Source organism: Nocardia sp. NPDC058519, assembly GCF_042719755.1.
In the GTDB taxonomy this organism is placed as follows: domain Bacteria; phylum Actinomycetota; class Actinomycetes; order Mycobacteriales; family Mycobacteriaceae; genus Nocardia.
In genome coordinates, this window is the sequence record NZ_JBHXNK010000009.1 from 1 (window position 1) to 21059 (window position 21059).

The following is a 21059-nucleotide window of genomic DNA, read 5'->3' on the forward strand; positions in this document are numbered from 1 at the left end:
CCGACCCGAAACCCTTCGTCTGGCGCAAAACCGCGGAGGAGATCCTGGAATCACTCGCTAAATATCTTCAACGGATTTCAGGTGCAGGACACTAGCGGCTCGCCCTGCTCGCCACGACCACAGCGCACAGCACGATCACACAGCTGAGTGTCGCAGTGGGCGAGAGCTTCGTCTCGACCGCGTCGAGCAGCACGGCCGTGACCAGCTGGCCCGCCACCGAGGTGAGGCCGAGTAGCAGAACACCGATCATGCCGACCGTGACGGCAGCCAGGGCAATGAAGGCCACGCCGATCAGACCGCCGGTGTAAAGCCAAGGGTTGGTGGGGAATTCGGTGGGCAGGCCCGTGGTGGAGAGGGTGTAGAGGTCGAGGAGCAGTAGCGCGGTCAGGCCGACTGCGAAGTTGATCAGGGTGGCGGTGAAGGGACCGCCGGTGGCGCCGACACGGCCGTTGATCGCTTGTTGCCAGGCCAGGCCGATGCCCGCGAGCGCGGGCAGGACGATGAGCAGGGCGGGGATGTCCGGGACGCCGGTGGCCACCGTGGCCGGGGCGGAACTGCCGCCGGCCGAGAGCACTACCCCGGTGATGCCGAGGGCAGCAGCGAAGATCCGCCACGGAGTGATCGGGGTTCGGCCGTTCGGGGCGAGGCCGAGGCGGTCGACGACGAGGCTGCTCAGGAGCTGGCCTGCCACCACCGCGACGGTGAAGGCGGTGACACCGATCGCGGCGATCGTGAGCCCCTGCGCCGCCACGAAGAACGCGCCGCACAATCCGCCGAGCAACTGCCACGCGGGCAAGCCGCCCTGCGACACCGCGATCCGCACCTTGGTGACACCGGCTCGCAACGACGGGCTGACAGCGAAGGCGACCAGCAGGGCAACGAACCCGGTACCGAAGCTGACGGTCGCCGCCGCGATCCCATCGGCCAACCGCGCCCCCAACGCCCCGTTGATCCGCCCCTGCACCGCGACCCCCGCCCCGATACAGAACCCGAAGCCGAGCCCGATGCTCATCCGCCTCCCGGAGACTTTCGCGGATCGTCCGGGACCTGGGCGGTTGGCAGTCGGTCTCACGTTATGTCTCTATCACGCGCATCGACATGACGCGGCGGCAGCCAAGTCGGTGTCAACGCGGCTGCGACCAACAGCACCAGTCCCAGCAGTGCGATGGTCACCGACATCGACAACCATTGCGTCGCCGCCGCGACGAACGCGAACACACCGAGTGCGACGATCTCGGAGAGCAGCCCGGACACCGAGGTGACGGTGGCCCTGGCCGGGCCTTCGATCGCATCCTGAAGCCGAGCACCAGCGATGACCTCGGCATTGAAGTCGATGCCGTAGGCGATGCCGATACCGGCGAAGCCCACCCAGACCAGCGCCGTGCCCGTCGCAACGCCCACCGCCAGCGCACCCGCGATGAACAGGATTCCGGCGACGAACAGCGCGATGGCCAACGTACGAGCGGACACGACCTCGGTGCGGCCTGCCAGCAGCGAACCGATCAGCGAGCCGACGACGGTGACACCCACCAGCAGTGCCGAGGTACTGGTCGACGCTCCACCGGAAACCGCGAGCAGCCCGAAGTACTCGTCGAAGGCGGTGACGCCGTAGAGAAGCGCGCCGAGCAGCACACCCCGACGGACCCTTCGGACGCGCAGCGCTTCGGAGAGACCGGTCCTGAGCATGGAGACGTATCGCGACGAGGTGGATCCGCGCGAATCCGTCTGCGCCGCACCGGCCGATGCCGATCCCGGTTTGACGTGCGGGCCCAACGGTCCGGCTACGGGCTCATCATCCAGATCGTCGACAGCGGTGGCGGAGATGGCGACCGGCGCGCTGGGCAGAGCCAGCGCGGTCAGCGCGTGCAGGAGGCCGATGCCGACGCTGACCCAGCCGACCAGGGCATAACCGCCGAGCACGAACAGCGGTGCGGCGGCGAGAATCGCCACCAGGACGGTGCTCTCCTGCGCACCGCGCGCCCAGCCCATGATTCGCGCGTAGGCGGACGGTTCACCCCGCGCGACCAGATCGTCGTAGATCAGCGCCTCGAAGGTCCCCGATTCCAGTGCGCCCGAGACACCCCAGACGAGGAAGCCGAGCGCGAAACCGACGAACGACGGTGCCAGCATCCACAGGACGAAACAACCGGTCTGCAACAGCGAGCTCAGGAACAGCAGGAGACGACGGGACACCGTGTCGGCCCACGCACCCGATGGCACCTCGAGCAGGAACGCGGTCACCGACCAGATCGCCAGCAGCAGCGAGATCTGTGCGGTGCTCAGCCCGTGATCGGCGAAAAGGACGCCGTAGAGCGCATAGATCGGTAGCAGGTCGCGCGTGCCCCTGAACAGGACCGCGCGCACCGTGAGGTCGCGGACACCGGTCGGTTCACGCCTCAACCAGGCCACCGCGTGCCGGAGCGGGGAAGATCAACAGCCGTAGAAGAGCATCCGCATGGGCTCTATCGTTCGCGTCGCGACCGGCCGGGTCAAGCGATTATCCGAGCGGGATCCAGCCGTTGGCGGCGAGGGAATCGTCGTCGTCGGTGCTGCTCACCATGCGACGGCCGTCGTTGAGGTCGTTGATGAGTTCGGACACCGGGTGGGAGTCGCTGTAGTGGTAGCCCTGGGCCAGGGCGAAGCCGAGTTCGGTGAGGACGGCGGCCTGGTATTCGGTTTCCACGCCCTCGGCGATGACCTGCAGGTCGAGGGATTTGCTGAGTGCGGCGATGACGCTCAGCAGCGGCGGGGCGGGGGAATCGGAGCGGATGGCGGCGACGAAGGACTGGTCGACCTTGAGGATGTCGCTGGGGATGGTGGCCAGGCGGCTCAGCGAGGAGTAACCGGTGCCGAAATCGTCGATGGCGATGCGCACGCCACGGTCGCGCAGGGTGTGCAGGTTGGTGATCGCGGTCTGGGATTCCGCGGCCAGCTCGCTCTCGGTGACCTCGAGGACGAGCTGGTCGGCGGGCCAGCCGGTATCGGACAGGATGGTCGCGACCCGCTCGGCGTATTCGGTTTCGGCCAGTTCGAGGCCGGAGACGTTCACGTTGAGGGTGAGGTTCAGCGAGGCGAAGCTCTCCTGAAGGCGAGCGGCGTCGGCGCAGGCGCGGCGCAGGACCAGCTCGTCGAGGTCGGAGATGAGGTCGTACTCCTCGGCGACGCGGATCAGGCCCTCGGTGGTGACCTCGGGCTGCGCGCTCGACGACCAGCGCAGCAGCGCCTCGACGCCGACCGCCTGGCCGCCGTCCTCGGTCAGGCTGACGATCGGCTGGTAGTGCACATCGAGAGCACCACGGTCGATGGCCTCGCGCAGTTCCACCGCCAGCGGGAGCTGACGCGAGGATTCGAGCACCGTGCGGTTACGACCGGCCTGCTTGGCCCGGTACAGGCCGACATCGGCGCGGCTGACCAGCAGCGAACCCGACTCGCCCGGCTGCCAGGAGGTGACACCGGCCGAACAGCCCATGGTCACCGCGGCCCGCAGTTGTTCGGTGAGCAGGATCGCGGCCTGCTCGGTGGTCCCCGGCAACAGCAGCGCGAACACATCGCCGCCGAACCGGGCCAGCACCTGGCCGGGAGCGAGCAGATCCAGCCAGGTATCGGCGACCCGCTGGAGCACGGCGTCGCCCGCGCGGTGGCCGAGGTGGTCGTTGATCTTCTGGAATCGGTCGAGGTCGACGAGCACAAGGGCCATGCCCTGACCGCCACGACCGGCCGCATCGATCGCCGGGTTGAGCTGTTTTTCGAACCCGCGCCGGTTCAGCAGGCCGGTGAGCACGTCGATATCGGCTTCCGAAGCCATCCTGGTGAGGATGCCGACCACCACGCCCGCGCCGAAGGTGACACCGGCGGGGATCAGCCCGGACCACCATGGCAACCCGCGGGCGGGCAACACCAGCAGACACAGCACCATCGCGAAACCGATGTGCGCGGCGGCCTGGGTCCAGGCGAAGAACAGGGCCGCATCGCAGGCGACGAAGACGAAGAACGAGGCCAGGGTGATGGCGCCGACGATGTTGGGGAAGTCGTAGACCGCGATCGCGACGAGCACCGCCGCGGTGGCGAGGTAGGCGTGGTGCAGGCGGTGCGGCATCCGCGGGCCCCACGCGAGCAGGGTGAGCCCGAGCAGAACCGAGATGGCCGCCGCGGTGCCGACCACAACGCGATTACCGTCGTCGCCCGGCGCGACGGCAGTGATCATCAGGCCGAGGACACCGCCGAGAACGTAGAACGCCCCCGTTGTCCTGGCCATGACCTTTGCCGTCGCCAACGCCGATGCCGCCCGCACCCGGGTTCGGGTATCGCCGCGCGCCCCGATTCCTCGCACGAGCACCAGCCTAGATGTTGATGGGTCAGGGTGTTTGCCACATCCGACAAATGGATCTCAGCAAACAATGAGCATCTTACGGCGTCAGTACATCCGTGCCGACGAACGGGACCAGCGCCTCGGGCACGCGCACCGAACCGTCGGCCTGCTGGTGGTTCTCCAGGATCGCCACGATCCAGCGCGTGGTGGCCAGCGTGCCGTTCAACGTGGCCGCGATCTGCGCTTTTCCGTTCTCGTCCCGGTAGCGGACCGAGAGCCTGCGCGCCTGGAAGGTGGTGCAGTTCGAGGTGGAGGTGAGCTCGCGGTAGGTCTGCTGGGTGGGCACCCAGGCCTCGCAGTCGAACTTGCGCGCCGCCGAGCTACCCAGATCACCACCGGCCACGTCGATCACCCGGTACGGCACGTCGATCGCGTCGAGCATCTCGCGTTCCCACGCCAGCAGCCGCTGATGCTCGGCTTCGGCCTGGTCAGGGGTGGTGTAGACGAACATCTCCACCTTGTCGAACTGGTGCACGCGGATGATGCCGCGGGTGTCCTTGCCGTAGCTCCCTGCCTCGCGGCGGAAGCACGACGACCAGCCCGCGTAGCGCTTCGGGCCCGCGCTCAGATCGAGGATCTCCTCCGAGTGGTAGCCGGCCAGCGGCACCTCCGAGGTACCGACGAGGTAGAGGTCGTCTTCTTCGAGGTGATAGACCTCGGCCGAATGCTGACCGAGGAAACCTGTACCCGCCATGATCTCCGGGCGAACCAGCACCGGCGGAATCATCATGGTGAAGCCGTTGGCGACGGCCTTCTGCGCGGCCAGCTGCAACAGGCCCATCTGCAGCAGCGCGCCGTAGCCGGTCATGAAGTAGAACCGCGAGCCCGACACCTTCGCGCCGCGCTCCATGTCGATCAGGTGCAGCGACTCACCGAGCTCGAGGTGATCCTTGGGCTCGAAATCGAAAACCGGCGGGGTGCCGACGGTTTCGAGCACGACGTAATCGTCCTCGCCACCCGCGGGCGCACCTTCCTGGACGACGTTGGAGATCGCGCGCTGGGCGGCGTCGAGATCGGCGTCGGCGGCGTGCTGGGCGAGTTCGGCCTCTTTGACCTTCGCGGACATGTCGGTGGCGGCGGCCAGCAGCGCGGGGCGCTCCTCTTTGCTCGCCTTGCCGATCACCTTGCCCATGGCCTTGTGCTCGGCGCGCAGGTTGTCGGCGGTGGCCACGGCGGCCCGGCGCGCGGCGTCGGCTTCGAGCAGGGCGTCGACGAGCGCGGGGTCCTCACCGCGGGTCCGCTGCGAGGCACGGACGGCTTCCGGGTTCTCGCGCAGGAATCGGAGGTCGATCATGAGAAAACAGCCTAGTTGAAGTGCCAATCGGGCATCGCAGGGGCATAGTTGCGGTGTGAGTACCTCTTTCGACACCGCCGTCATCGATACCGCGCTCGCCGATCTCACCCAAGGGGAAAAGACCTGGGCCGCGACAGACCTGCGTCGCCGCCGCGAACTGCTCGACGAACTGCACGCGCTCACCGCCCGCGACGCCGAGGCCTGGGTCGCCGCCGCCCGCACCATCAAGAAGCTCGATGCCGACAGCCCGCTGCTCGGCGAGGAGTGGATGTCGGGCCCGATGACGATGCTGGCCGGCGCGCAGGCGCTGAGCGAGTCGATGGCCGCGCTCGAGAAGGGCGCGAGCCCGCTCGAGGGTGTCGAACTCACCACCGCGCCCGGCGGCCGGGTGGCCGTGCCGGCGCTGCCGCACGGCATCTACGACAAACTGCTGCTGAGCGGGTTCAGCGCCGACGTGTGGCTCAAGCCCGGTGTCGACGCCGCGACCGCGCGTCGCAAGGCGGGCCTGGCCCAGCGCGACCCCGCGAAGACCAACGGTGTCGGCGCGGTACTCGGCGCGGGCAACATCATGTCGATCGCGCCGCTGGACACCCTCTACGAGCTCTACGCCAACAACCGGGTCGTCGCGCTCAAGCTCAACCCGATCACCGATCCGCTGCTGCCGGTGTTCCAGGCGATCTTCGCGCCGTTCATCGAGCTCGGCGTGGTGCGCATCCTCACCGGCGGGGCCCCCGAGGGCGGCTATCTGGTGAACCACCCGCTGGTCGCGCACGTGCACATGACCGGCGGCGCGCCGACCCACGACGCGATCGTGTGGGGCCCCGGTGCGGACAAGACCGGCGAGCCCATCCTGGACAAGCCGATCACCAGCGAACTCGGCGGTGTCGCGCCGTGCATCGTGGTTCCCGGTGACTGGGCGGCCGCCGATCTGAAGTTCCAGGCCGAGCACGTGGCCACCCAGCGCCTGCACAACGGTGGCTACAACTGTGTCGCCGCGCAGACCGTGGTGCTCGCCGCGGACTGGCCGCTCAAGGAGCAGTTCCTCACCGAACTGCGCGCCGCGATCGACAACGCTCCCCCGCGCACCGCCTACTACCCGGGCAGCGACAACCGCGTCGCGGGCGCACTCGAGACCTACCCGAACGCCGCCCGCGCCAACGGCCGCCTCCTGGTCGAGAACCTGCCCGCCGGCGACACTCCCCTGCTGCGCACCGAGTACTTCTCGCCCGTTCTCGGCGTGGTCGAACTGCCCGGCACCGGGGCCGAATTCCTGAGCAACGCGGTCGATTTCGCCAATGACGAGCTGATGGGCACCCTGGGCGCCAACATCATCGCCGCCCCCTCCACCATCGCCGAGCTCGGCGCGAAACTCGACACCGCGATCGAGAACCTGCGTTACGGGACCGTCGCCCTCAACGCGTGGACCGGTCTCGCGTTCCTGACGCCGCGCGCCAGCTGGGGCGCCTACCCCGGCCACACCATCGACGACATCCAGAGCGGCATCGGCGTCGTACACAACGCCTTCCTCCTCGACGACGTCGAACGCACCGTGGTCCGCGGCCCCTTCCGCCCCGCTCCGCGCTCGATTCTGCGCGGCGAATTCGCCCTCACCCCGAAGCCGCCGTGGTTCGTCTCGAACAAGACCGGCACCGGCACCGGCCGCAAGCTGACCGATTTCTACGGCGACGGCAAACTGCGCCGCATTCCGGGCATCTTCGTGTCAGCTCTGCGGGGCTGACCCGGCAGTCCGCCACGACAAATACACTCGTCGACGATGTCGAAGAAGCAGAGCAACCCAGCCGAGGGACCCGCCGCGCCCAGTCGCGGCGGCGCCCTGCACCTGTCCGCGACGAAACTGCGTTGGGGGCTGCTGATAGGCGCCCTCGGGGCGATCGTCGCGGCCATGGTCACCATGGCCGTGACAGGCTTCGACACCGACAAGGTGGAGGCGCACCAACCCGGTGCCGTGCCGGTGGTGCGCGACAAGGAGTTCAGCAGCGCGGCGCAGGGCGACTGTCTGACCTGGTCCAAACCCGACCGTAGCGACCTGGTGAAGGTGGGCTGCGGCGACAAGCACCTGTTCGAGGTGGCGGGTGTCATCGACCTCAGTGCCTATCCAGGGCGTGAGTTCGCCGAGGGCACCCGTCACCCCGATTCGCTGCGCATGACCGAACTGCGGGACGAACACTGCGTGACCGCCGTCCAGAAGTACCTGGGCGGGCGCTTCGATCCGCGCGGCAAGTTCATGGTGAATGTGATGTCGCCGAGCCCCGCTGGCTGGCAGCACGGCGACCGGACCCTGCGCTGCGGTGTTCAGGTCGCCGCCACCGCGACGAGCCCGGCTTCCATCGGCAGCCTGGCCGACAGCGACCAGTCCAAGATCCATGCCACCGGCACTTGCCTCGGCATCAATCAGAATCTGCCCACCGATCCGGTCGACTGCGCCCAGCCGCACTCGGTGGAGATCGTCGGCACCGTCGACCTGGCCACCGCCTTCACCGGCGGACCGCCGTCGGAGGCCGAGCAGGACAAGTTCGTCGAAGCCGAGTGCAACCGGCTCTCCGGCGACTACCTCGGCAGCCCCGACGCCATCCGCAACAAGACGCTGACCCTGTTCTTCGACTATCTCGAGCCCGCCAGCTGGCTCGCGGGCAGCCACAAACTGGACTGCTGGCTCGGAAAAGGTGCCGACCGAGAGGGTTTCGCCCCGATCGTCGGCTCGGCCCGCGGCGAGATCCTGATCGACGGACAGGCACCGGTACCCCCGCCGAACTCCGGACGCTCCACGCCGGCTCCGCTGCCGGGCGCCGCGCCACTGCCGCCCCAGCCCCAGCCGAGGTGACGTTGTCCGAGCGGATGCCGCAGTGGCGTTTCGAGGAGTTGGTCGGCGATGCCCTCGACCAGATCCCGGCGGAGCTGTCCAGTGCCATAGACAATGTTGTTGTGCTGGTCGAGCCCCGAAACGACGAGGAACCTTCGCTGCTCGGGCTGTACCACGGGATCGCTCTCACCGAGCGCGACAGCTACTACGCCGGATCGTTGCCGGATACCATCACGATCTACCGGGAAGCTATTCTCGACATCTGCAACACCGACGACGAAGTGGTCGAGGAAGTCGCGATCACCGTGATCCATGAAATAGCACACCATTTCGGGATTGACGACGACCGGTTGCATGAGCTGGGATGGGGTTAGCGAAACTGGGTGGGGAATCGATGGAACCGAATGACCCGCTCTCGCGTCCTAGTACTCGTAGGGGGAATTCTCGTGGTTCCCGATAGCCGCCACCAGAAGGAGTCGGGTCATGGTTGGACACGTTCTCGTTGCACCTGAAATCGTCCTCGCCGCGTCCGCGGAGCTGGATCTGCTCGCCGAGCGCCTCGCCATCGCGGCCGGGCTCGCCGGGCCGACCACGCATGTGCTGCCGTCCGGCGCCGAAGAGGTGTCGCTGCTCGCGGCGTCGCACTTCAACACCGCAGCGGGCAAGCACGACGGTTCGGTCGCCCAGGCGATCCTCGAGCTGCATCACGCGGCCGCGACGCTGCGCTCGCAGCTGACCACTCATATCGGGGAAGACGTGGTCCGCGCGGCGACGATCAACGCCGTCCAGGTGTAGTCGCACCGAACCTGTCGACGATCATTTACTCAGGGGAGAAACAAGCATGACCGCAGGGATCACCGGGGTGTTCTGGCTGCCTCGTATGGCCGAAATGAACTCCACCACCCTCAACGCGGGCGCACACGCGATCCCGATCAGCGCCGCCGCCACCTCGTGGGGCACGCTGGCCGCCGCGTGGGGCGACGCCGCTTTCACTATCACCCGCGTGATCGCGGAGGTCGGTGTCGGCCTCCAAGGCGTGAACGGTATCGCCGTGCTCGCCCGTCTGGCGCCGTTCGCGGGCTGGGCCAGCCAGCAGGGCATCGCGTCCGCGGCGATCAGCGCCAAGTGCGCGGCCAACGCCACCGCCTACACCGTCGCCTCGATCGCGATGCCGAGCCTGCCCGAGATCGTCGGCACCAATGCCGCGGTGGCCGCTTCGGCCAACCCGCCCGGTGTCGTCTCCGGTGCCTTCGAGGTCGCTGAGGTCGCGCGCCACGCGATGGACATCCGCGCCGCGCTGGTGATGGAGACCTACGAGGCCGCCACGTCGGCCACCGTCGCCGTGCCAAGCGAGTTCACCATGCCGCCAGCTATCGCCAGCGGTGCGGGTTCCGCCTCGCAGGGCGATTTCGGTGGCGGTGATCCGCTGCAGACCGCGGTCGCCGCGGCACAGGCCTTCGTGACCAACCCCGGTGTGGTCAGCGCGGCCACCCAGGCGGCCAACACCGCCGGTGGCGTGCTCACCGGCGGTGTCAGCACGGTCGGCAATATCGGCGCTTCCGCGATCTCGGCGGCCACGGCCACCGTGCCCGCGGGCACCGCAGTCGCGCCCGCCATGGCGGGTATGGGTGCCGCCGGTGCCGCGGTCGGTGGCATGGCCACCACGTCGGCCGGTCTCGGTGGCGTCAGCGCGGGCTCGCTGAAGCTGCCCGATGGCTGGGGTGCGCCCGCGGCCGCGACCGCGAGCGCGCCTGTCTCGGAATCGGTCGTCAACCGGGTCGAGAGCGCACCCGTGCGCAACACCGGCACCGCCGGCAACCCGCTGATGGGCAACCGGCAGAAGGGCGAGGAAGACGACGAGCACGATGGCGTCGACTACGTGCGCTCCGACGAGTTCACCGACGGTCGCTACGCGGCCGAAGGTGTGATCGGCGCCGACCTCGCCGGATCGGCCAAGTGACGGTTCTCGGCACCGGCAGCGGAGGTTCGCTGCTCGGCGCCGTCGTGCTCTCGCTCGACGACATGCAGTTCCTCCTGGAGAAACTGGAATTCGACGAGATGCCCGTGGTGCTCGACGCCATGGGCCGCTATGACAACGTCACCGCGCACGACGCCGCCATGAACGTGGCACAGGCCGCCCTGGCCGAACGCGAACTGCTGTTCGGCCAGGTGGTGGCACCCGAGCTCGCCGAACGGCTGCGGGTGCTCTACCGGCCGCAGTGGATCATCGCGCTGCGGTGGGTGGTGGCAGGCCAGGTCAACCGATTCTGTCTGGCGCAGGGCGACGACCGTGCGGTCGTCGCCCTGCGCGGGCCGGAGTCCTACGTCATCGACGACGCCGGTCTCGATCTGCCCGGCGCGGTGCTGCAGGCACTCGGACCGGTCGAAGCGCTTGAGCTGTACGGGATGAACGCTCCCACCGAACATCTGGCGCCGATCTTCGGCGACACCGGTGACGCGGCCGCCACCGCGAAGCGCCTCGGCAAGGTGGGCAATCCAGCCACCGACGCGCAGGCACTGGCCTCGGCGCTGGTGGAGATCCACTCCTACGCCGAGATCGTCGGCGTGGCCTACGGTGACGGCACCCGCGATATCCAGGACAACCACATCGCCGTCTTCAACACGCGCGCAGGCAGATTCATCATCACCGCCAGCGTCGCCGACGACGGGGTGAAGTGGTCGTCCATCGCCAGCGGCACCAACGCCCGCCTGCGCACCGCGGTAGCCGACCTCATCGAGTCCCTACCGGTCCGCACCGAATTCCCTACCGCGGCAGCCAGTAACCCGGCGTAAGCCCACCCCACCACAACCGCCCCACCAAACGCCCCCCACAACTTAGCCGTAAACCGTAGGCGCAGCCGGAGCCTTTAACCCATGGGGTCGTCGGCGGAGGGGTCGGCTTTGATGGTGAACGGTGGGGTGAATTTGCCCCAGCGTAGGCATTCCCAGCCGCCGTCTTCGGTGGGGAGCAGTTCGATGGTCTCGGTGTTGTCGAGGTGGTTGTTCGTCGTGAACGGCGGCGCCACCCCGGCCAGCGCCTTGCCGATCAGGCGCATGGCGGCACCGTGGTTCACCACCACCACGTCACCGTCGGCGTCGTCGGTCAGGAATTCCTCGCGCAGGCCGTCGAGGACGGGCAGGATGCGGGCCAGCACTTCGTGGCCGGATTCGCCGCCGGGGGCTCTCACGTCGAGCTCGCCGAGGTGCCAGCCACGATAGATCTGCTGGAAGAGTTCGTGCGCTTCCCGGTCGGAACGGCCGTGTAGTTCGCCCACCTGCACCTCGTACAGGCCGTCGAGGACGTGTGCCGGTGTGCCGGTGGCTTCTTCGATGTAGCTCGCGGTCTGGCGGGCGCGCAGCGCATCCGACGACACCAGCACCTGGGGCGCTCGCGCCAGGCCCGCACCGAACGCTTTCGCCTGCGCCACACCACGTTCGGTGAGCGGCAGGCCCGGCACCGCGGTGTCGAGGATCTTCGCGACATTGCCCTCGGTCTCGCCGTGGCGCACCAGAATCAGTTTCGCGCGGGTGGTCATAGGTCCGCGACCCCCTTTCGCAATTGCGTCAACCATTCTGCGGCCGGTTCGTCCGACGGCGGTGGTGAGCCGATGGCCGCTACCGCGGGCCATGATCCCAGGAAGCGGACATGGGCGGTGCGGTGCAAGGCTTTCAGAGTTTCGGCCACCGCCGGGTCGTCGATGTGTCCGACGCAGTCGAGATAGAACCGGTAGGTGCCCATGCCGGTGCGGGTCGGTCGCGATTCGATGCGTGTGAGATCGACTCCACGCGTGGCGAATTCGGCGAAAGCGCGCATGAGTGAACCGGGCTCGTTGGGCAGTTCGAGGACGATGGAGGTCCGGTCGGCGCCGGTGGCGCCGGGTGCCACGCCCGGCTGGGTAACCAGGACGAAGCGGGTGATGGCCTGGTCGTGGTCGGCCACGCCGCCTGCCAGGGTCACCAGGCCGAGTCGTTCACCCGCCAGCGCGGTCGAGATCGCGGCATCGGCTGTGCCTGCCGCGACATCTTCGGCGGCGGCCGCGTTGGACGCCGAGGTGAACGGGCGCGCATCGGGCATCGTGCGCGCAACCCACTCCCTGACCTGCGCCGCCGCCACCGGATAGGCGGCCAGGGTGCGCACGTCGGCCAGCGAGGTTCCCGGTCGGGCGAGGATCGTGAAAGTCACCTCGAGCTCGGTCTCGGCCATGATCTGCAAGCGCGGTCCGATGGCGAGGGAATCCAGGGTCGCCGGGATCGAGCCCTCCACCGAACTCTCGATCGGCACCACCGCACCGTCGACCTCTCCGGTCCGGATCAGGTCGAGCGCCGCCCCTTGACTCGGCGCGGCGACCCGCTCGACCGGCCCATCGAAGGCCCCCGAGGTCTCGAACTTCGCCAGAGCCATCTCGGTGAAGGTCCCGGACGGCCCGAAATACGCAATACGCGGCACACAGCAACTTTAGCGGCTGGCGCTGTCCGGTTTTCGGACTCGAAGGTCGCGCATCTGATGCGGCAGCAAATGCGGGGCGGCCGGATCGCGTTGGTGGGGTCAGGGCACATCAGATTTACCGGGCCCAGGGTGGTGCACCTTGCTGTGTTTGTTGGAGCGCTGACGCGCTCGAGTCGGGGCCCTTCGGGCCCCCGATCTTCCCTCCCTCCGGGTACTCCTTCGTCGCACCCTCCGGTCAGTCCAGATCGGGGCGGGCCCCTCCGGACAGAGACACACCAGGGTTGCCCGACCCTGGCGTGAGGTTAGTGGTCCAGGACGCGCAGTGCTTCGGTGATTGCCTGTTCGTTGGGGGTTTCGATGGCTAGGAGGACGGTGCGGGTGGCTTCGATGGCGGCGGGCTTCAGTGACTTCAGGAAGGGGAGGTCGGGGGTGGTGAGGGCGGTGGGGATGTCTTCGCCGCAGAGGGCCGCTACGGTGCCCGCGACCACGGCAAGGGCGCGGGGGCCGCTGGTGGTGCGGGCGGTGAAGCCGTGGTCGGCGTGGGCGATGCCTGCCAGGAAGGCGGTGAGGTCGGGGTCGGGGATGTCGACGTCGACGGGGGCGGGGGAACTGCTGTCGGGGCGGACCAGGTCGGCCACGAGACTGCGGCGGGCGGGGGCCGACAGGTTCAGCAGGACGGGTTCGGCGGGGGCGGAATGGTCGTCGCCGTGGTCGTCGTGCGTCATCGGTCCACCGTATCGGCTCGATTTCATCGTTGGTGTCCTCTTGCGCGTCGGACGTTTGTAACTTAGCTTAGGTTTACCTAATCAAACGTTCGCGGAGGTTGTCATGTCGAGCCCCACCACGATCCTCTCGCCGACCACCGCCGAGCGGGTGCGAAGTGCGTGCGCTCATGCCGAGACAGCGGTGCTCGCGCTCCCCGGTATCGACCCGGTTCCCACGACGCTGCACCACCTGCGCCGCTGTGGCGACGCGGTGATCGCGGTGCCTGCGTCCTCGCTCGCGGCGGCGCTGGCCGCCACGGCCAACGAGACCTCCGCGGTACTCGAACTCACCGATCACGCGCCGCTCCCGCTGCGTGAGCCGGTCAGGGCGCTGGTGTGGTTGCGCGGCTGGGTGCGCCAGGTACCCGAGCAGGCACAGCGCGCGCTCGCCGTCGAAATCGCCAAGGAGTACCCGCATCCGGGCCTGCTCGATGTCGGGCACGGCGTCACGCTGCTGCGGATCGTGGTGAACTCGGCGGTACTGGCCGATACCGCGGGCGCCGAGTCCGTCGACCACGCCGACCTGCGGGCCGCCTCGGCCGACCCGTTCTGCGAACTGGAAAGCGCCTGGCTGCAACACATGTCGGAGGATCACACCGACGTCGTCGCCCAGCTGGCTCGCCACCTGCCGACCCGGCTGCGCGGCGGCTTGGTGCACCCCCTCGCCATCGACCGCTACGGCCTCACCCTGCGAGTCGAGAGCAACGACGGCGACCACGACGTCCGCCTCCCCTTCCCCACCCCCGCCGACGACATCGAATCGCTCAGCCGCGCGGTCCGCATCCTCGCCGGCTGCCCGTTCCTGAACGGCCTGCGCCGCATCTGAAAGGTGTTCTCAGAGCACTTACAGGGGCTGTACCCAGGCTGGATCGGTTAGCCGCGTCTCACTTCGCGTCGCCGCGCCCGGCGGCAACCGGCTGCGGCGTGTTCGCTGTTTACACTGCGCGGCATGCGTGTCGATCCTCCCCAGACCGAGCTGAGCGAGCGGGACAGGTTCGGGCTGCGCGTCGAGATCGCGGTCGTGCTGCTCGTGACCTTCGGGCTGAGTGGGATCAGTGCCGGTCTGTCCCTGCTCGATTCGGCGGTGTCGCCGGGTGGGGTCGGTGGGCGGACGGTGGCGCTGAACGCGTCGCGGTCGAACAATTCGTTGATCGATCTGCTGTTCCAGCTCGTCGGGGTGACCCGGCTGATGGCGTGGGCGGCGCTGGGGCTTTACCTGTTGTGGCGCAGCGGGATCGGGCCGCGGCTGATCGGGCTGGCACGGATCCGGCGTGGCGACATCGTGGCCGGTCTGGTGCTGGCCGCGGTGATCGGGCTGCCGGGGCTCGCGCTGTATCTGATCGCGCACGCGATGGGGGTGAGCGTCACCATCGTGCCGAGTTCGCTGTCGGAACACTGGTGGCGGCTGCCGGTGCTGATCCTGTCGGCGTGTGCGAATTCCGTCGCCGAGGAAGTGGTGGTGGTCGGCTATCTGATCACCCGGCTGCGCAGGCTCGGCTGGTCGGAGAACTCGTCGCTGGCCGCGTCGGCGCTGTTGCGTGGCAGTTATCACCTGTACCAGGGGATCGGCGGCGGCCTCGGCAATATCGTGATGGGCCTGGTCTTCGGCCGCTACTGGCAGCGAACCAACCGCCTGTGGCCGCTGATCCTGGCCCACGCGACGATCGACGCCGTCGCCTATCTCGGCTACAACGTGCTGCGCGGGCGCGTCGGCTGGCTGCCGTGACAGTTGCCCGGACCTCCCCGGGCACTGATGTGAGCGGCGTGTCGCGGCGAGTTTCACCACATCACCGCGTTTCGCGCTAACAGTGGGCCTCGAGCGGGGTATCCCAGTAGTGACCGAGCGCGCAGAACCGACTCGCGCTCCCGACGATCAGTAGAGTTTGACGGTGATGAACGGCGACGATCCCCGCGAGGACCCCCGTAGACGCCGGGTGCCGCCGACATCAGGCCGCCCCGGCGGCCCTTCGGTGCCCCCACAAGGTCGTCCCATGCCACCGCAAGGTCGCGGGGTACCCCCCGATCCGCGCTACGGCCGCCCGCCCGGCAACGATCGGCGCCCGCATCCCGAGGACGGGCCGACGGTTCGCTACAACCCGGCACCTCGGCGCGGCGCGTCGCACGTCGAACCCACCCAGGTGCTGCATCGCGGCAACTCCGGCGACCAGCCGCTGGCCTATTCGCAGATGCCGTACGAGCGCGAGAAGCCGCGTCAGCCACCACCGCCGCCACGTCGTGAGCAGGTCAGACACGCGCCGACCCAGCGTCCGGTCCCCCATCACGACGGTCTCCCGCCCCGGCGCACTCCCCCGCCCGTCGACCTGGGCAGGCAGCCGCGGCCGCCGCGGCGCAGACGCAAACGTCATCCGTTCCGGTGGTTGACGGTGATCATCGTGGGGTTGATCGTCGGCCTGATCGCCGCGGTCGTGCACCTGGACAACTCGCTCACCCGCATCACCGCGCTGCCCTCCTACAGCGACCGCGTGAGCAATACCCCCGGCACCAACTGGCTGCTGGTGGGCTCCGACGGCCGCGGCGACCTCTCGACCGAGCAGGAACAGGAACTGGCGACCGGTGGCGACACCGGGCCCGAACGCACCGACACCATCATGATGGTGCACATCCCGTCCTCCGGCCCGACCACGATGGTGAGCCTCCCGCGCGACTCCTATGTGAACATCCCCGGCCACGGCAAGGACAAGCTGAACGCGTCGTTCGCGCTCGGCGGCGCTCCGCTGCTGGTCCAGACGGTGGAGGAAGCCACGGGCGTGCGGATCGACCACTACGCGCAGATCGGTTTCGGTGGTTTCGCGAGCGTGGTCGACGCGATCGGCGGGATCGAGATGTGCCTGGACGAGCCGATCGTCGACCCGCTGGCCGGGCTCGACCTGGCCGCGGGTTGCCAGAAACTGTCCGGCCCGCAGGCCCTCGGATTCGTGCGCACCCGCGCGACCCCGACCGCCGATGTGGACCGGATGAACCGCCAGCGGATGTTCATGGCGGCGCTGTTGAAGAAGGCGACGGGCATGGGGACCCTCGCCAATCCGTTCGCCTTGTGGCCCATGGCGACCGGGGTCGCGGGCTCGCTGAAGGTCGATGACGGCGACCACATCTGGAACCTGGCCGCGCTCGGCTGGGCGATGCGCGGTGACACCGTCACCACCAGCGTCCCGATCGGCGGATTCGACGACACCGACGTGGGCAACGTGTTGCTCTGGGACAAGTCGAAGGCCTCCGGGTTCTTCGAGGCGCTCGCCACCGATCAGCAGATTCCGGAGGAGCTGCTCACGCGGTAACGTCGAGGTATGCCCGAGAACCTGTCGTTCACCGAACTCCTGCGTGACCAGGTAAGAGCCGGTCTGACCTCGGCTCATCAGTATCTGGCCGCCGCCGTCTACTTCGACGCACAGGATTTACCCGAGCTGGCCGGGCAAACCTATGCGCGCTCGACGGCGAACCATGGGCACGCGATGCGCATGGTGCAGTACCTACTCGACCGCGAGGTGCCGATCGCGATCGGTCGGCTCGACGAAGTGCGCTCGGAATTCGATTCCCCGCGCGCCGCGATCGCCTTTCTGCTCGACCGTGAACGGGTCACCACCGAGCAGATCAGCGCACTCGCCGCGGCCGCGCGCGACACGAATGATTTTCTCGGCGAACAATTCATGCAGTGGTTCCTCGGCGAGCAGGTCGACGATGTCGCCGGAATGACCACGCTGCTCACCGTTCTCGACCGACAGGACAACCTGTTCGACGTCGAGGAATTCATCCGCCGTGAACTGCGCGGCACGGTGCGCGAAGACACCACCGCACCCCGAATGGCCGGTGCGAGTTAGGAAATGCTTGGTTAGGGAATACTGTCCTCAATAAGGCTGCACTTGGATGACAACGCCCTTGACCAGCATTAATGTTGCCGGCATGTCGATTCATCCGGAAAGCCCGCGAAGCAAGTTCCACACTCTGCTCCAAGACCAGATCCGGCATGAGTTCAATGCCGAGCACCAGTACATCGCGATCGCGGTGTGGTTCGACAACAACGACCTGCCGCAGTTGGCCAAGCGTTTCTACGCGCAGTCGGTGGAAGAACGAAATCACGCGATGATGATCGTGCAGTATTTCGTCGACCGCGACATCGCCGTGGAAATCTCGGGCATCGACGCGGCGAAGTCGAAGTTCGAGTCCGCCCGTGAGCCGATCGAACTGGCGCTGGCCCAGGAGAAGACGGTCACCGACCAGATCGTGCAGCTGGCGAGCACCGCCCGCGAAGAGGGCGACTACCTCGGCGAGCAGTTCATGCAGTGGTTCCTGAAGGAACAGGTCGAGGAAGTGGCGCACATGACCACGCTGCTCAATATCGCCGATCGCGCCGGGTCGAACCTGTTCGACCTGGAGGCGTTCATGTGGCGTGAGCTGAGCACCCCGAAGGATGCCGCAGGCGCGCCGTCGGTTGCCGGCGGCAGCGTCTAGCTCGAACGCAGAGGGATTCGGCTCGCGGGCAGCGAGCCGAATCCATCATGCATGTTCAGCCATCCGTGTTCAGCGCAGGGTGACCTGACGCGAACGCAGACCATCACGCGAACGACGTTCTTCGCTGGTCATCGGCTCCGCATTGGCGAGTGCTTCGTCCAGGCGAGCACCGAATTCCCGTGCGGGAGCTTCCCATTCGGCCGGGTGCCGCTCGGGATCGAGGTCGAACACCGGCACCAGCAGACCGTGTGTGCGGAACGAACCGGCGAAGCGCGAACCCTCACCCAGGTGCAGGCCACCGGTGGCGTGCACGCGAGCCAGGGCCAGCATCAGCGCGTCTTCGTCCTCGGGACGCACCCAGCGCACATGCGCCTTCTCGCCCGCGTCGACCCACCAGGCCGCGCCGACCGAATCCGGGCCGAGGTCGAGGCGCGCCGAGGGCATGATGGCCTGCTTGGCCTGCTCGATCGTCGCCGCCACCTGCGGATCCGGGGTGACACCCTCGGGCACCCACCAGTCGAAGTCCTGGTGCACGGTGAGCTCGAGGTCGGCACCGGGATCGATGACATCGGCAAGGCGCGGACCACCGTCGACGGCGTCGGCGGAGTTCAGCGATTCGCCGGGCTCGGCCGACTGGGTCCACAGGATCGCCGCGGCGATATCGGCCGACGGGTCGTCGCCACGGAACTGCATCTGCGTGCCGACGAAGCCGACCGGCTCGTCGCCCGCCCGCACCAGCGCGGCCACCGCACCGGGCAGCACCGTCGCCAGGGTGACCTCGCGCTGCGCGGCCACACCGGGCGCGAGCTTCAAGGTCGCGGTCGCCGACGGCACGAACTCCCGCAGCGCCACCAGATCACATTCGGCGGCAAGCCCCTCGAACGGCCGTGTCACGGCCGCGGATGCCTGCTCCTGCGCCGCACGCCGCTGCGCGAGACGCTGAGCCCGATTACTGTCGGGCTTCGGACTGTTCCGCTTGCTTTTACCCACGCGTGGAGTTTATGGCCGAGCAGCAAGTTCGCTTACCGCGGCCCCTGCCCAGGCCCGGCGAGGCCGCGGGCGGTCAGACTCCGGCCAGTAGAGCTTTCGTGCGGCCGGGGTGGTTGGTCGCGACCCAGCTGACGCCGAGGTCGGCGCACAGCGTGACGTCTTCGGGATCGTCGACGGTCCAGCAGTAGGTGGCCCGGCCCGCCGCGGCGGCCTTGTCGACGAGTTCGGGATGCTCGCGCAGGGTTTTCACCGACGGGCCGACAGCGGTCGCGCCGACCGTGGTGGCCGCGCCCCCGCCGAGGAACCGCGACGATTCGCCGAGCAGCACCGTGGGCAAAAGTGGTGCGGCACGGCGGATCCGCCAGACCGCGGTGGCCGCGAACGACATCACCACCGCGCGTGAGTGATCGGCCGAGGCAGGCGTGGCGATGCCGAAACGCTGGAGTTCGGCGAGCACCTTGTTCTCCACCAGGGCGCCGTAGCGCACGGGGTGCTTGGTCTCGATGAACAGTTTCGTCGGGCGGGTGCGCCAGTCGAGGACGAGTCCGATCAGGTCGCTCAGCGCGAGCACGCCCTGTGGCTCTTCCTCGGTGCCGAAGTTCATGCCGCGCAACTCGTCCAGCGTCAGTTCACTGACCAGGCCGGTGGCGTCGGCGGTGCGGTCGACGGTGCGGTCGTGCACGCAGACCAGGTGGCCGTCGCGGGTGAGCCGGACGTCGCATTCGACACCGTCGGCGCCCTCCTGCAGCGCTAGCTCGTACGCGGCGAGGGTGTGCTCGGGTCGTGCCGCCGACGCGCCACGATGCGCCACCACGAAGGGTGGGCGATTGTTCTGGCTCACTTGGCCACGACCTCCTCCTGCGTATTCTCGCCTGTCCGGACAGAATCCGCGCGTTCGACCTCATCGTGCCCGACGTCCTCGCGTGCCGCGTCATCGCGCGCCGCTACCGCGCCCGGCTCGACCGGCGCGATGACGACCTCGGCGGGATCGGCGGCCATCACCCAACGATGCGCCGACCTGACCTCCCCGCGCAGGTCACGGCCCTCCAGCGTGCGCACCATCCACAGCGTGAGCACCGCGAACCCGGCCGCGCAGAGGTTGGTGAAACCGGTGAACGAGACGCCGTCGGCCTCGGCCTGCAAGGTCGAGGCATCGCGCCACAGCGTCGCCGCGATCAGCAGCAGCCCGCTCAATGCCCAAGCGGCCCACCAGATCCGCACGGCGCGGTGCGAACGAGGATCGGGGTCGGCGCCGAGCAGTTCGGTGAGGAACACGCCGGGCCAGATCAGGTTGACGCCCGGCACAAGGCATCCCGCGATCAGCGACCACCGCTTGCGCGGGTCACGCTTGCCATAGGCGGTGAACACGATCGTGCGCGCTTCGATCAGCCAGGCGACCAGCGACACGGCCGTCACCAGCGCGCAGATCGGCGCGATGATGCCGAACACCAGCACCGTCGCGTCGGAGATCCACAGCAGCCAGCCGGGAATGAGCCGGGCGCGGTTCTGCAACAGGATCAGGTAGCGGCCGTATTCGGCGAGGCCTGCGAGCAGGAACGCGAACATGGTCGCGAGCAGCAGCCGGTCGCGCCTGACGGCGATGCCGCGCAGCGGGCGCTCGGGTGTGCGGGCCGCGGACGGCGGCGGATCGAGCAGGCCCCAGCGCGGGGTCTGGGTGTAGCGGGGGGTCGGCCCGAGCGGGGCCGAGATGGTCGAGCCCGCTTTACGGGTGCGGTGGTCGGGCCTGCGCGCGACCCAGCGGTAGTTGCGCTGGGTGGCCGGTGCGTCGACCTTGCCGGGCGAGAGCAGCACCCCTCGGCAGCGCGGGCACCAGTGCATCGGCGCGCCCTGCACAGCCCACCGCGCACCACAGCGTGCACATGGTTGCACCACCGAACTCACCCGCG

Annotated in this window: 21 protein-coding genes; 11 read left to right on the forward strand and 10 right to left on the reverse strand. The window is 68.4% G+C overall.

Going from position 1 to position 21059, the window contains the following annotated elements:
* Positions 1-91: 91 nt before the first annotated feature.
* The 4 genes from ACFWPK_RS12730 to serS all read right to left on the reverse strand — a co-directional run bounded on the left by ACFWPK_RS12730 (position 92) and on the right by serS (position 5663).
* Positions 92-1012, reverse strand: a complete 921-nt coding sequence (locus tag ACFWPK_RS12730; RefSeq protein WP_378914916.1) for a DMT family transporter — start codon at positions 1010-1012, stop codon at positions 92-94.
* Positions 1013-1068: 56 nt separating this feature from the next.
* A complete protein-coding gene (locus ACFWPK_RS12735; protein ID WP_378914918.1) occupies positions 1069-2400 on the reverse strand; it encodes an MFS transporter in 1332 nt (443 codons plus the stop codon).
* Between the two features lie 97 nt (positions 2401-2497).
* The gene (locus tag ACFWPK_RS12740; protein ID WP_378914920.1) at positions 2498-4330 is read right to left on the reverse strand and encodes a putative bifunctional diguanylate cyclase/phosphodiesterase; all 1833 of its coding nucleotides are present in this window, start codon (positions 4328-4330) and stop codon (positions 2498-2500) included.
* A gap of 76 nt (positions 4331-4406) precedes the next feature.
* Complete coding sequence (gene serS, locus ACFWPK_RS12745; protein ID WP_378914922.1) at positions 4407-5663, reverse strand: serine--tRNA ligase; 1257 nt, start codon at positions 5661-5663, stop codon at positions 4407-4409.
* A 55-nt stretch (positions 5664-5718) separates the two neighbouring features.
* Between serS and ACFWPK_RS12750 the strand changes: the two genes are divergently transcribed.
* From ACFWPK_RS12750 to ACFWPK_RS12775, 6 genes are all read left to right on the forward strand, one after another.
* Positions 5719-7401, forward strand: a complete 1683-nt coding sequence (locus ACFWPK_RS12750) for an aldehyde dehydrogenase family protein (RefSeq protein WP_378914924.1) — start codon at positions 5719-5721, stop codon at positions 7399-7401.
* 36 nt (positions 7402-7437) lie between these two features.
* On the forward strand, positions 7438-8505 hold the full coding sequence (locus ACFWPK_RS12755; RefSeq protein ID WP_378914926.1) for a septum formation family protein: 1068 nt from the start codon (positions 7438-7440) through the stop codon (positions 8503-8505).
* Positions 8506-8519: 14 nt separating this feature from the next.
* A complete protein-coding gene (locus ACFWPK_RS12760) occupies positions 8520-8858 on the forward strand; it encodes a metallopeptidase family protein (protein ID WP_378915270.1) in 339 nt (112 codons plus the stop codon).
* Positions 8859-8967: 109 nt separating this feature from the next.
* Positions 8968-9279 (forward strand): PE family protein, encoded by a 312-nt coding sequence (locus ACFWPK_RS12765; RefSeq protein ID WP_378914928.1) that lies wholly within the window; start codon positions 8968-8970, stop codon positions 9277-9279.
* A 46-nt stretch (positions 9280-9325) separates the two neighbouring features.
* Positions 9326-10444, forward strand: a complete 1119-nt coding sequence (locus ACFWPK_RS12770; RefSeq protein WP_378914930.1) for a PPE family protein — start codon at positions 9326-9328, stop codon at positions 10442-10444.
* Positions 10441-11277, forward strand: a complete 837-nt coding sequence (locus ACFWPK_RS12775) for an ESX secretion-associated protein EspG (RefSeq protein WP_378914932.1) — start codon at positions 10441-10443, stop codon at positions 11275-11277. The genes ACFWPK_RS12770 and ACFWPK_RS12775 overlap by 4 nt, the downstream gene beginning before the upstream one ends.
* Before the next feature lie 74 nt (positions 11278-11351).
* On the opposite strand, the gene ACFWPK_RS12780 is transcribed toward ACFWPK_RS12775, so the two are convergent.
* The 3 genes from ACFWPK_RS12780 to ACFWPK_RS12790 all read right to left on the reverse strand — a co-directional run bounded on the left by ACFWPK_RS12780 (position 11352) and on the right by ACFWPK_RS12790 (position 13656).
* The gene (locus ACFWPK_RS12780; protein WP_378914934.1) at positions 11352-12020 is read right to left on the reverse strand and encodes a histidine phosphatase family protein; all 669 of its coding nucleotides are present in this window, start codon (positions 12018-12020) and stop codon (positions 11352-11354) included.
* Positions 12017-12931, reverse strand: a complete 915-nt coding sequence (gene pheA / locus ACFWPK_RS12785; protein WP_378914936.1) for a prephenate dehydratase — start codon at positions 12929-12931, stop codon at positions 12017-12019. Before pheA ends, ACFWPK_RS12780 begins: the two co-directional genes overlap by 4 nt.
* A 302-nt stretch (positions 12932-13233) precedes the next feature.
* Positions 13234-13656 (reverse strand): hypothetical protein, encoded by a 423-nt coding sequence (locus ACFWPK_RS12790; protein WP_378914938.1) that lies wholly within the window; start codon positions 13654-13656, stop codon positions 13234-13236.
* 103 nt (positions 13657-13759) lie between these two features.
* On the opposite strand from ACFWPK_RS12790, the gene ACFWPK_RS12795 reads away from it, so the two are divergent.
* The 5 genes from ACFWPK_RS12795 to ACFWPK_RS12815 all read left to right on the forward strand — a co-directional run bounded on the left by ACFWPK_RS12795 (position 13760) and on the right by ACFWPK_RS12815 (position 18162).
* Entirely contained in the window at positions 13760-14521 is a 762-nt protein-coding gene (locus ACFWPK_RS12795; RefSeq protein ID WP_378914940.1) for a DUF2470 domain-containing protein, read from the forward strand.
* Between the two features lie 123 nt (positions 14522-14644).
* Entirely contained in the window at positions 14645-15421 is a 777-nt protein-coding gene (locus ACFWPK_RS12800) for a type II CAAX prenyl endopeptidase Rce1 family protein (RefSeq protein ID WP_378914942.1), read from the forward strand.
* A 166-nt stretch (positions 15422-15587) separates the two neighbouring features.
* On the forward strand, positions 15588-16991 hold the full coding sequence (locus tag ACFWPK_RS12805) for an LCP family protein (RefSeq protein WP_378915272.1): 1404 nt from the start codon (positions 15588-15590) through the stop codon (positions 16989-16991).
* Between the two features lie 9 nt (positions 16992-17000).
* Positions 17001-17531: a ferritin gene (locus ACFWPK_RS12810; protein WP_378914944.1), complete on the forward strand. Its 531-nt coding sequence runs from the start codon at positions 17001-17003 to the stop codon at positions 17529-17531.
* An 82-nt stretch (positions 17532-17613) separates the two neighbouring features.
* On the forward strand, positions 17614-18162 hold the full coding sequence (locus ACFWPK_RS12815) for a ferritin (protein ID WP_378914946.1): 549 nt from the start codon (positions 17614-17616) through the stop codon (positions 18160-18162).
* Positions 18163-18231: 69 nt separating this feature from the next.
* Here ACFWPK_RS12815 and ACFWPK_RS12820 read toward each other — a convergent pair whose 3' ends face one another.
* The 3 genes from ACFWPK_RS12820 to ACFWPK_RS12830 all read right to left on the reverse strand — a co-directional run bounded on the left by ACFWPK_RS12820 (position 18232) and on the right by ACFWPK_RS12830 (position 21006).
* Positions 18232-19152 (reverse strand): DUF5926 family protein, encoded by a 921-nt coding sequence (locus tag ACFWPK_RS12820; RefSeq protein WP_378914948.1) that lies wholly within the window; start codon positions 19150-19152, stop codon positions 18232-18234.
* Positions 19153-19225: 73 nt separating this feature from the next.
* Positions 19226-19993, reverse strand: coding sequence for a glycerophosphodiester phosphodiesterase (locus tag ACFWPK_RS12825; RefSeq protein WP_378914949.1), 768 nt, complete (start codon positions 19991-19993; stop codon positions 19226-19228).
* Positions 19990-21006 carry a DUF4328 domain-containing protein gene (locus ACFWPK_RS12830; protein WP_378914950.1) on the reverse strand — a complete coding sequence of 339 codons (1017 nt, stop codon included), beginning with the start codon at positions 21004-21006 and terminating at the stop codon, positions 19990-19992. The genes ACFWPK_RS12825 and ACFWPK_RS12830 overlap by 4 nt, the downstream gene beginning before the upstream one ends.
* Between the last annotated feature and the right edge of the window lie 53 nt (positions 21007-21059).

What these genes read in the sequence shown, in the direction of transcription:
- ACFWPK_RS12760 (WP_378915270.1), top strand. Translation starts at nt 8,520, where the DNA reads ATGCCGCAGTGGCGTTTCGAGGAGTTGGTCGGCGATGCCCTCGACCAG.
- ACFWPK_RS12790 (WP_378914938.1), bottom strand. Translation starts at nt 13,656, where the DNA reads ATGACGCACGACGACCACGGCGACGACCATTCCGCCCCCGCCGAACCC.
- ACFWPK_RS12730 (WP_378914916.1), bottom strand. Translation starts at nt 1,012, where the DNA reads ATGAGCATCGGGCTCGGCTTCGGGTTCTGTATCGGGGCGGGGGTCGCG.
- ACFWPK_RS12770 (WP_378914930.1), top strand. Translation starts at nt 9,326, where the DNA reads ATGACCGCAGGGATCACCGGGGTGTTCTGGCTGCCTCGTATGGCCGAA.
- ACFWPK_RS12800 (WP_378914942.1), top strand. Translation starts at nt 14,645, where the DNA reads ATGCGTGTCGATCCTCCCCAGACCGAGCTGAGCGAGCGGGACAGGTTC.
- ACFWPK_RS12765 (WP_378914928.1), top strand. Translation starts at nt 8,968, where the DNA reads ATGGTTGGACACGTTCTCGTTGCACCTGAAATCGTCCTCGCCGCGTCC.
- ACFWPK_RS12755 (WP_378914926.1), top strand. Translation starts at nt 7,438, where the DNA reads ATGTCGAAGAAGCAGAGCAACCCAGCCGAGGGACCCGCCGCGCCCAGT.
- ACFWPK_RS12815 (WP_378914946.1), top strand. Translation starts at nt 17,614, where the DNA reads ATGTCGATTCATCCGGAAAGCCCGCGAAGCAAGTTCCACACTCTGCTC.
- ACFWPK_RS12795 (WP_378914940.1), top strand. Translation starts at nt 13,760, where the DNA reads ATGTCGAGCCCCACCACGATCCTCTCGCCGACCACCGCCGAGCGGGTG.
- serS (WP_378914922.1), bottom strand. Translation starts at nt 5,663, where the DNA reads ATGATCGACCTCCGATTCCTGCGCGAGAACCCGGAAGCCGTCCGTGCC.
- ACFWPK_RS12810 (WP_378914944.1), top strand. Translation starts at nt 17,001, where the DNA reads ATGCCCGAGAACCTGTCGTTCACCGAACTCCTGCGTGACCAGGTAAGA.
- ACFWPK_RS12780 (WP_378914934.1), bottom strand. Translation starts at nt 12,020, where the DNA reads ATGACCACCCGCGCGAAACTGATTCTGGTGCGCCACGGCGAGACCGAG.
- ACFWPK_RS12805 (WP_378915272.1), top strand. Translation starts at nt 15,588, where the DNA reads ATGAACGGCGACGATCCCCGCGAGGACCCCCGTAGACGCCGGGTGCCG.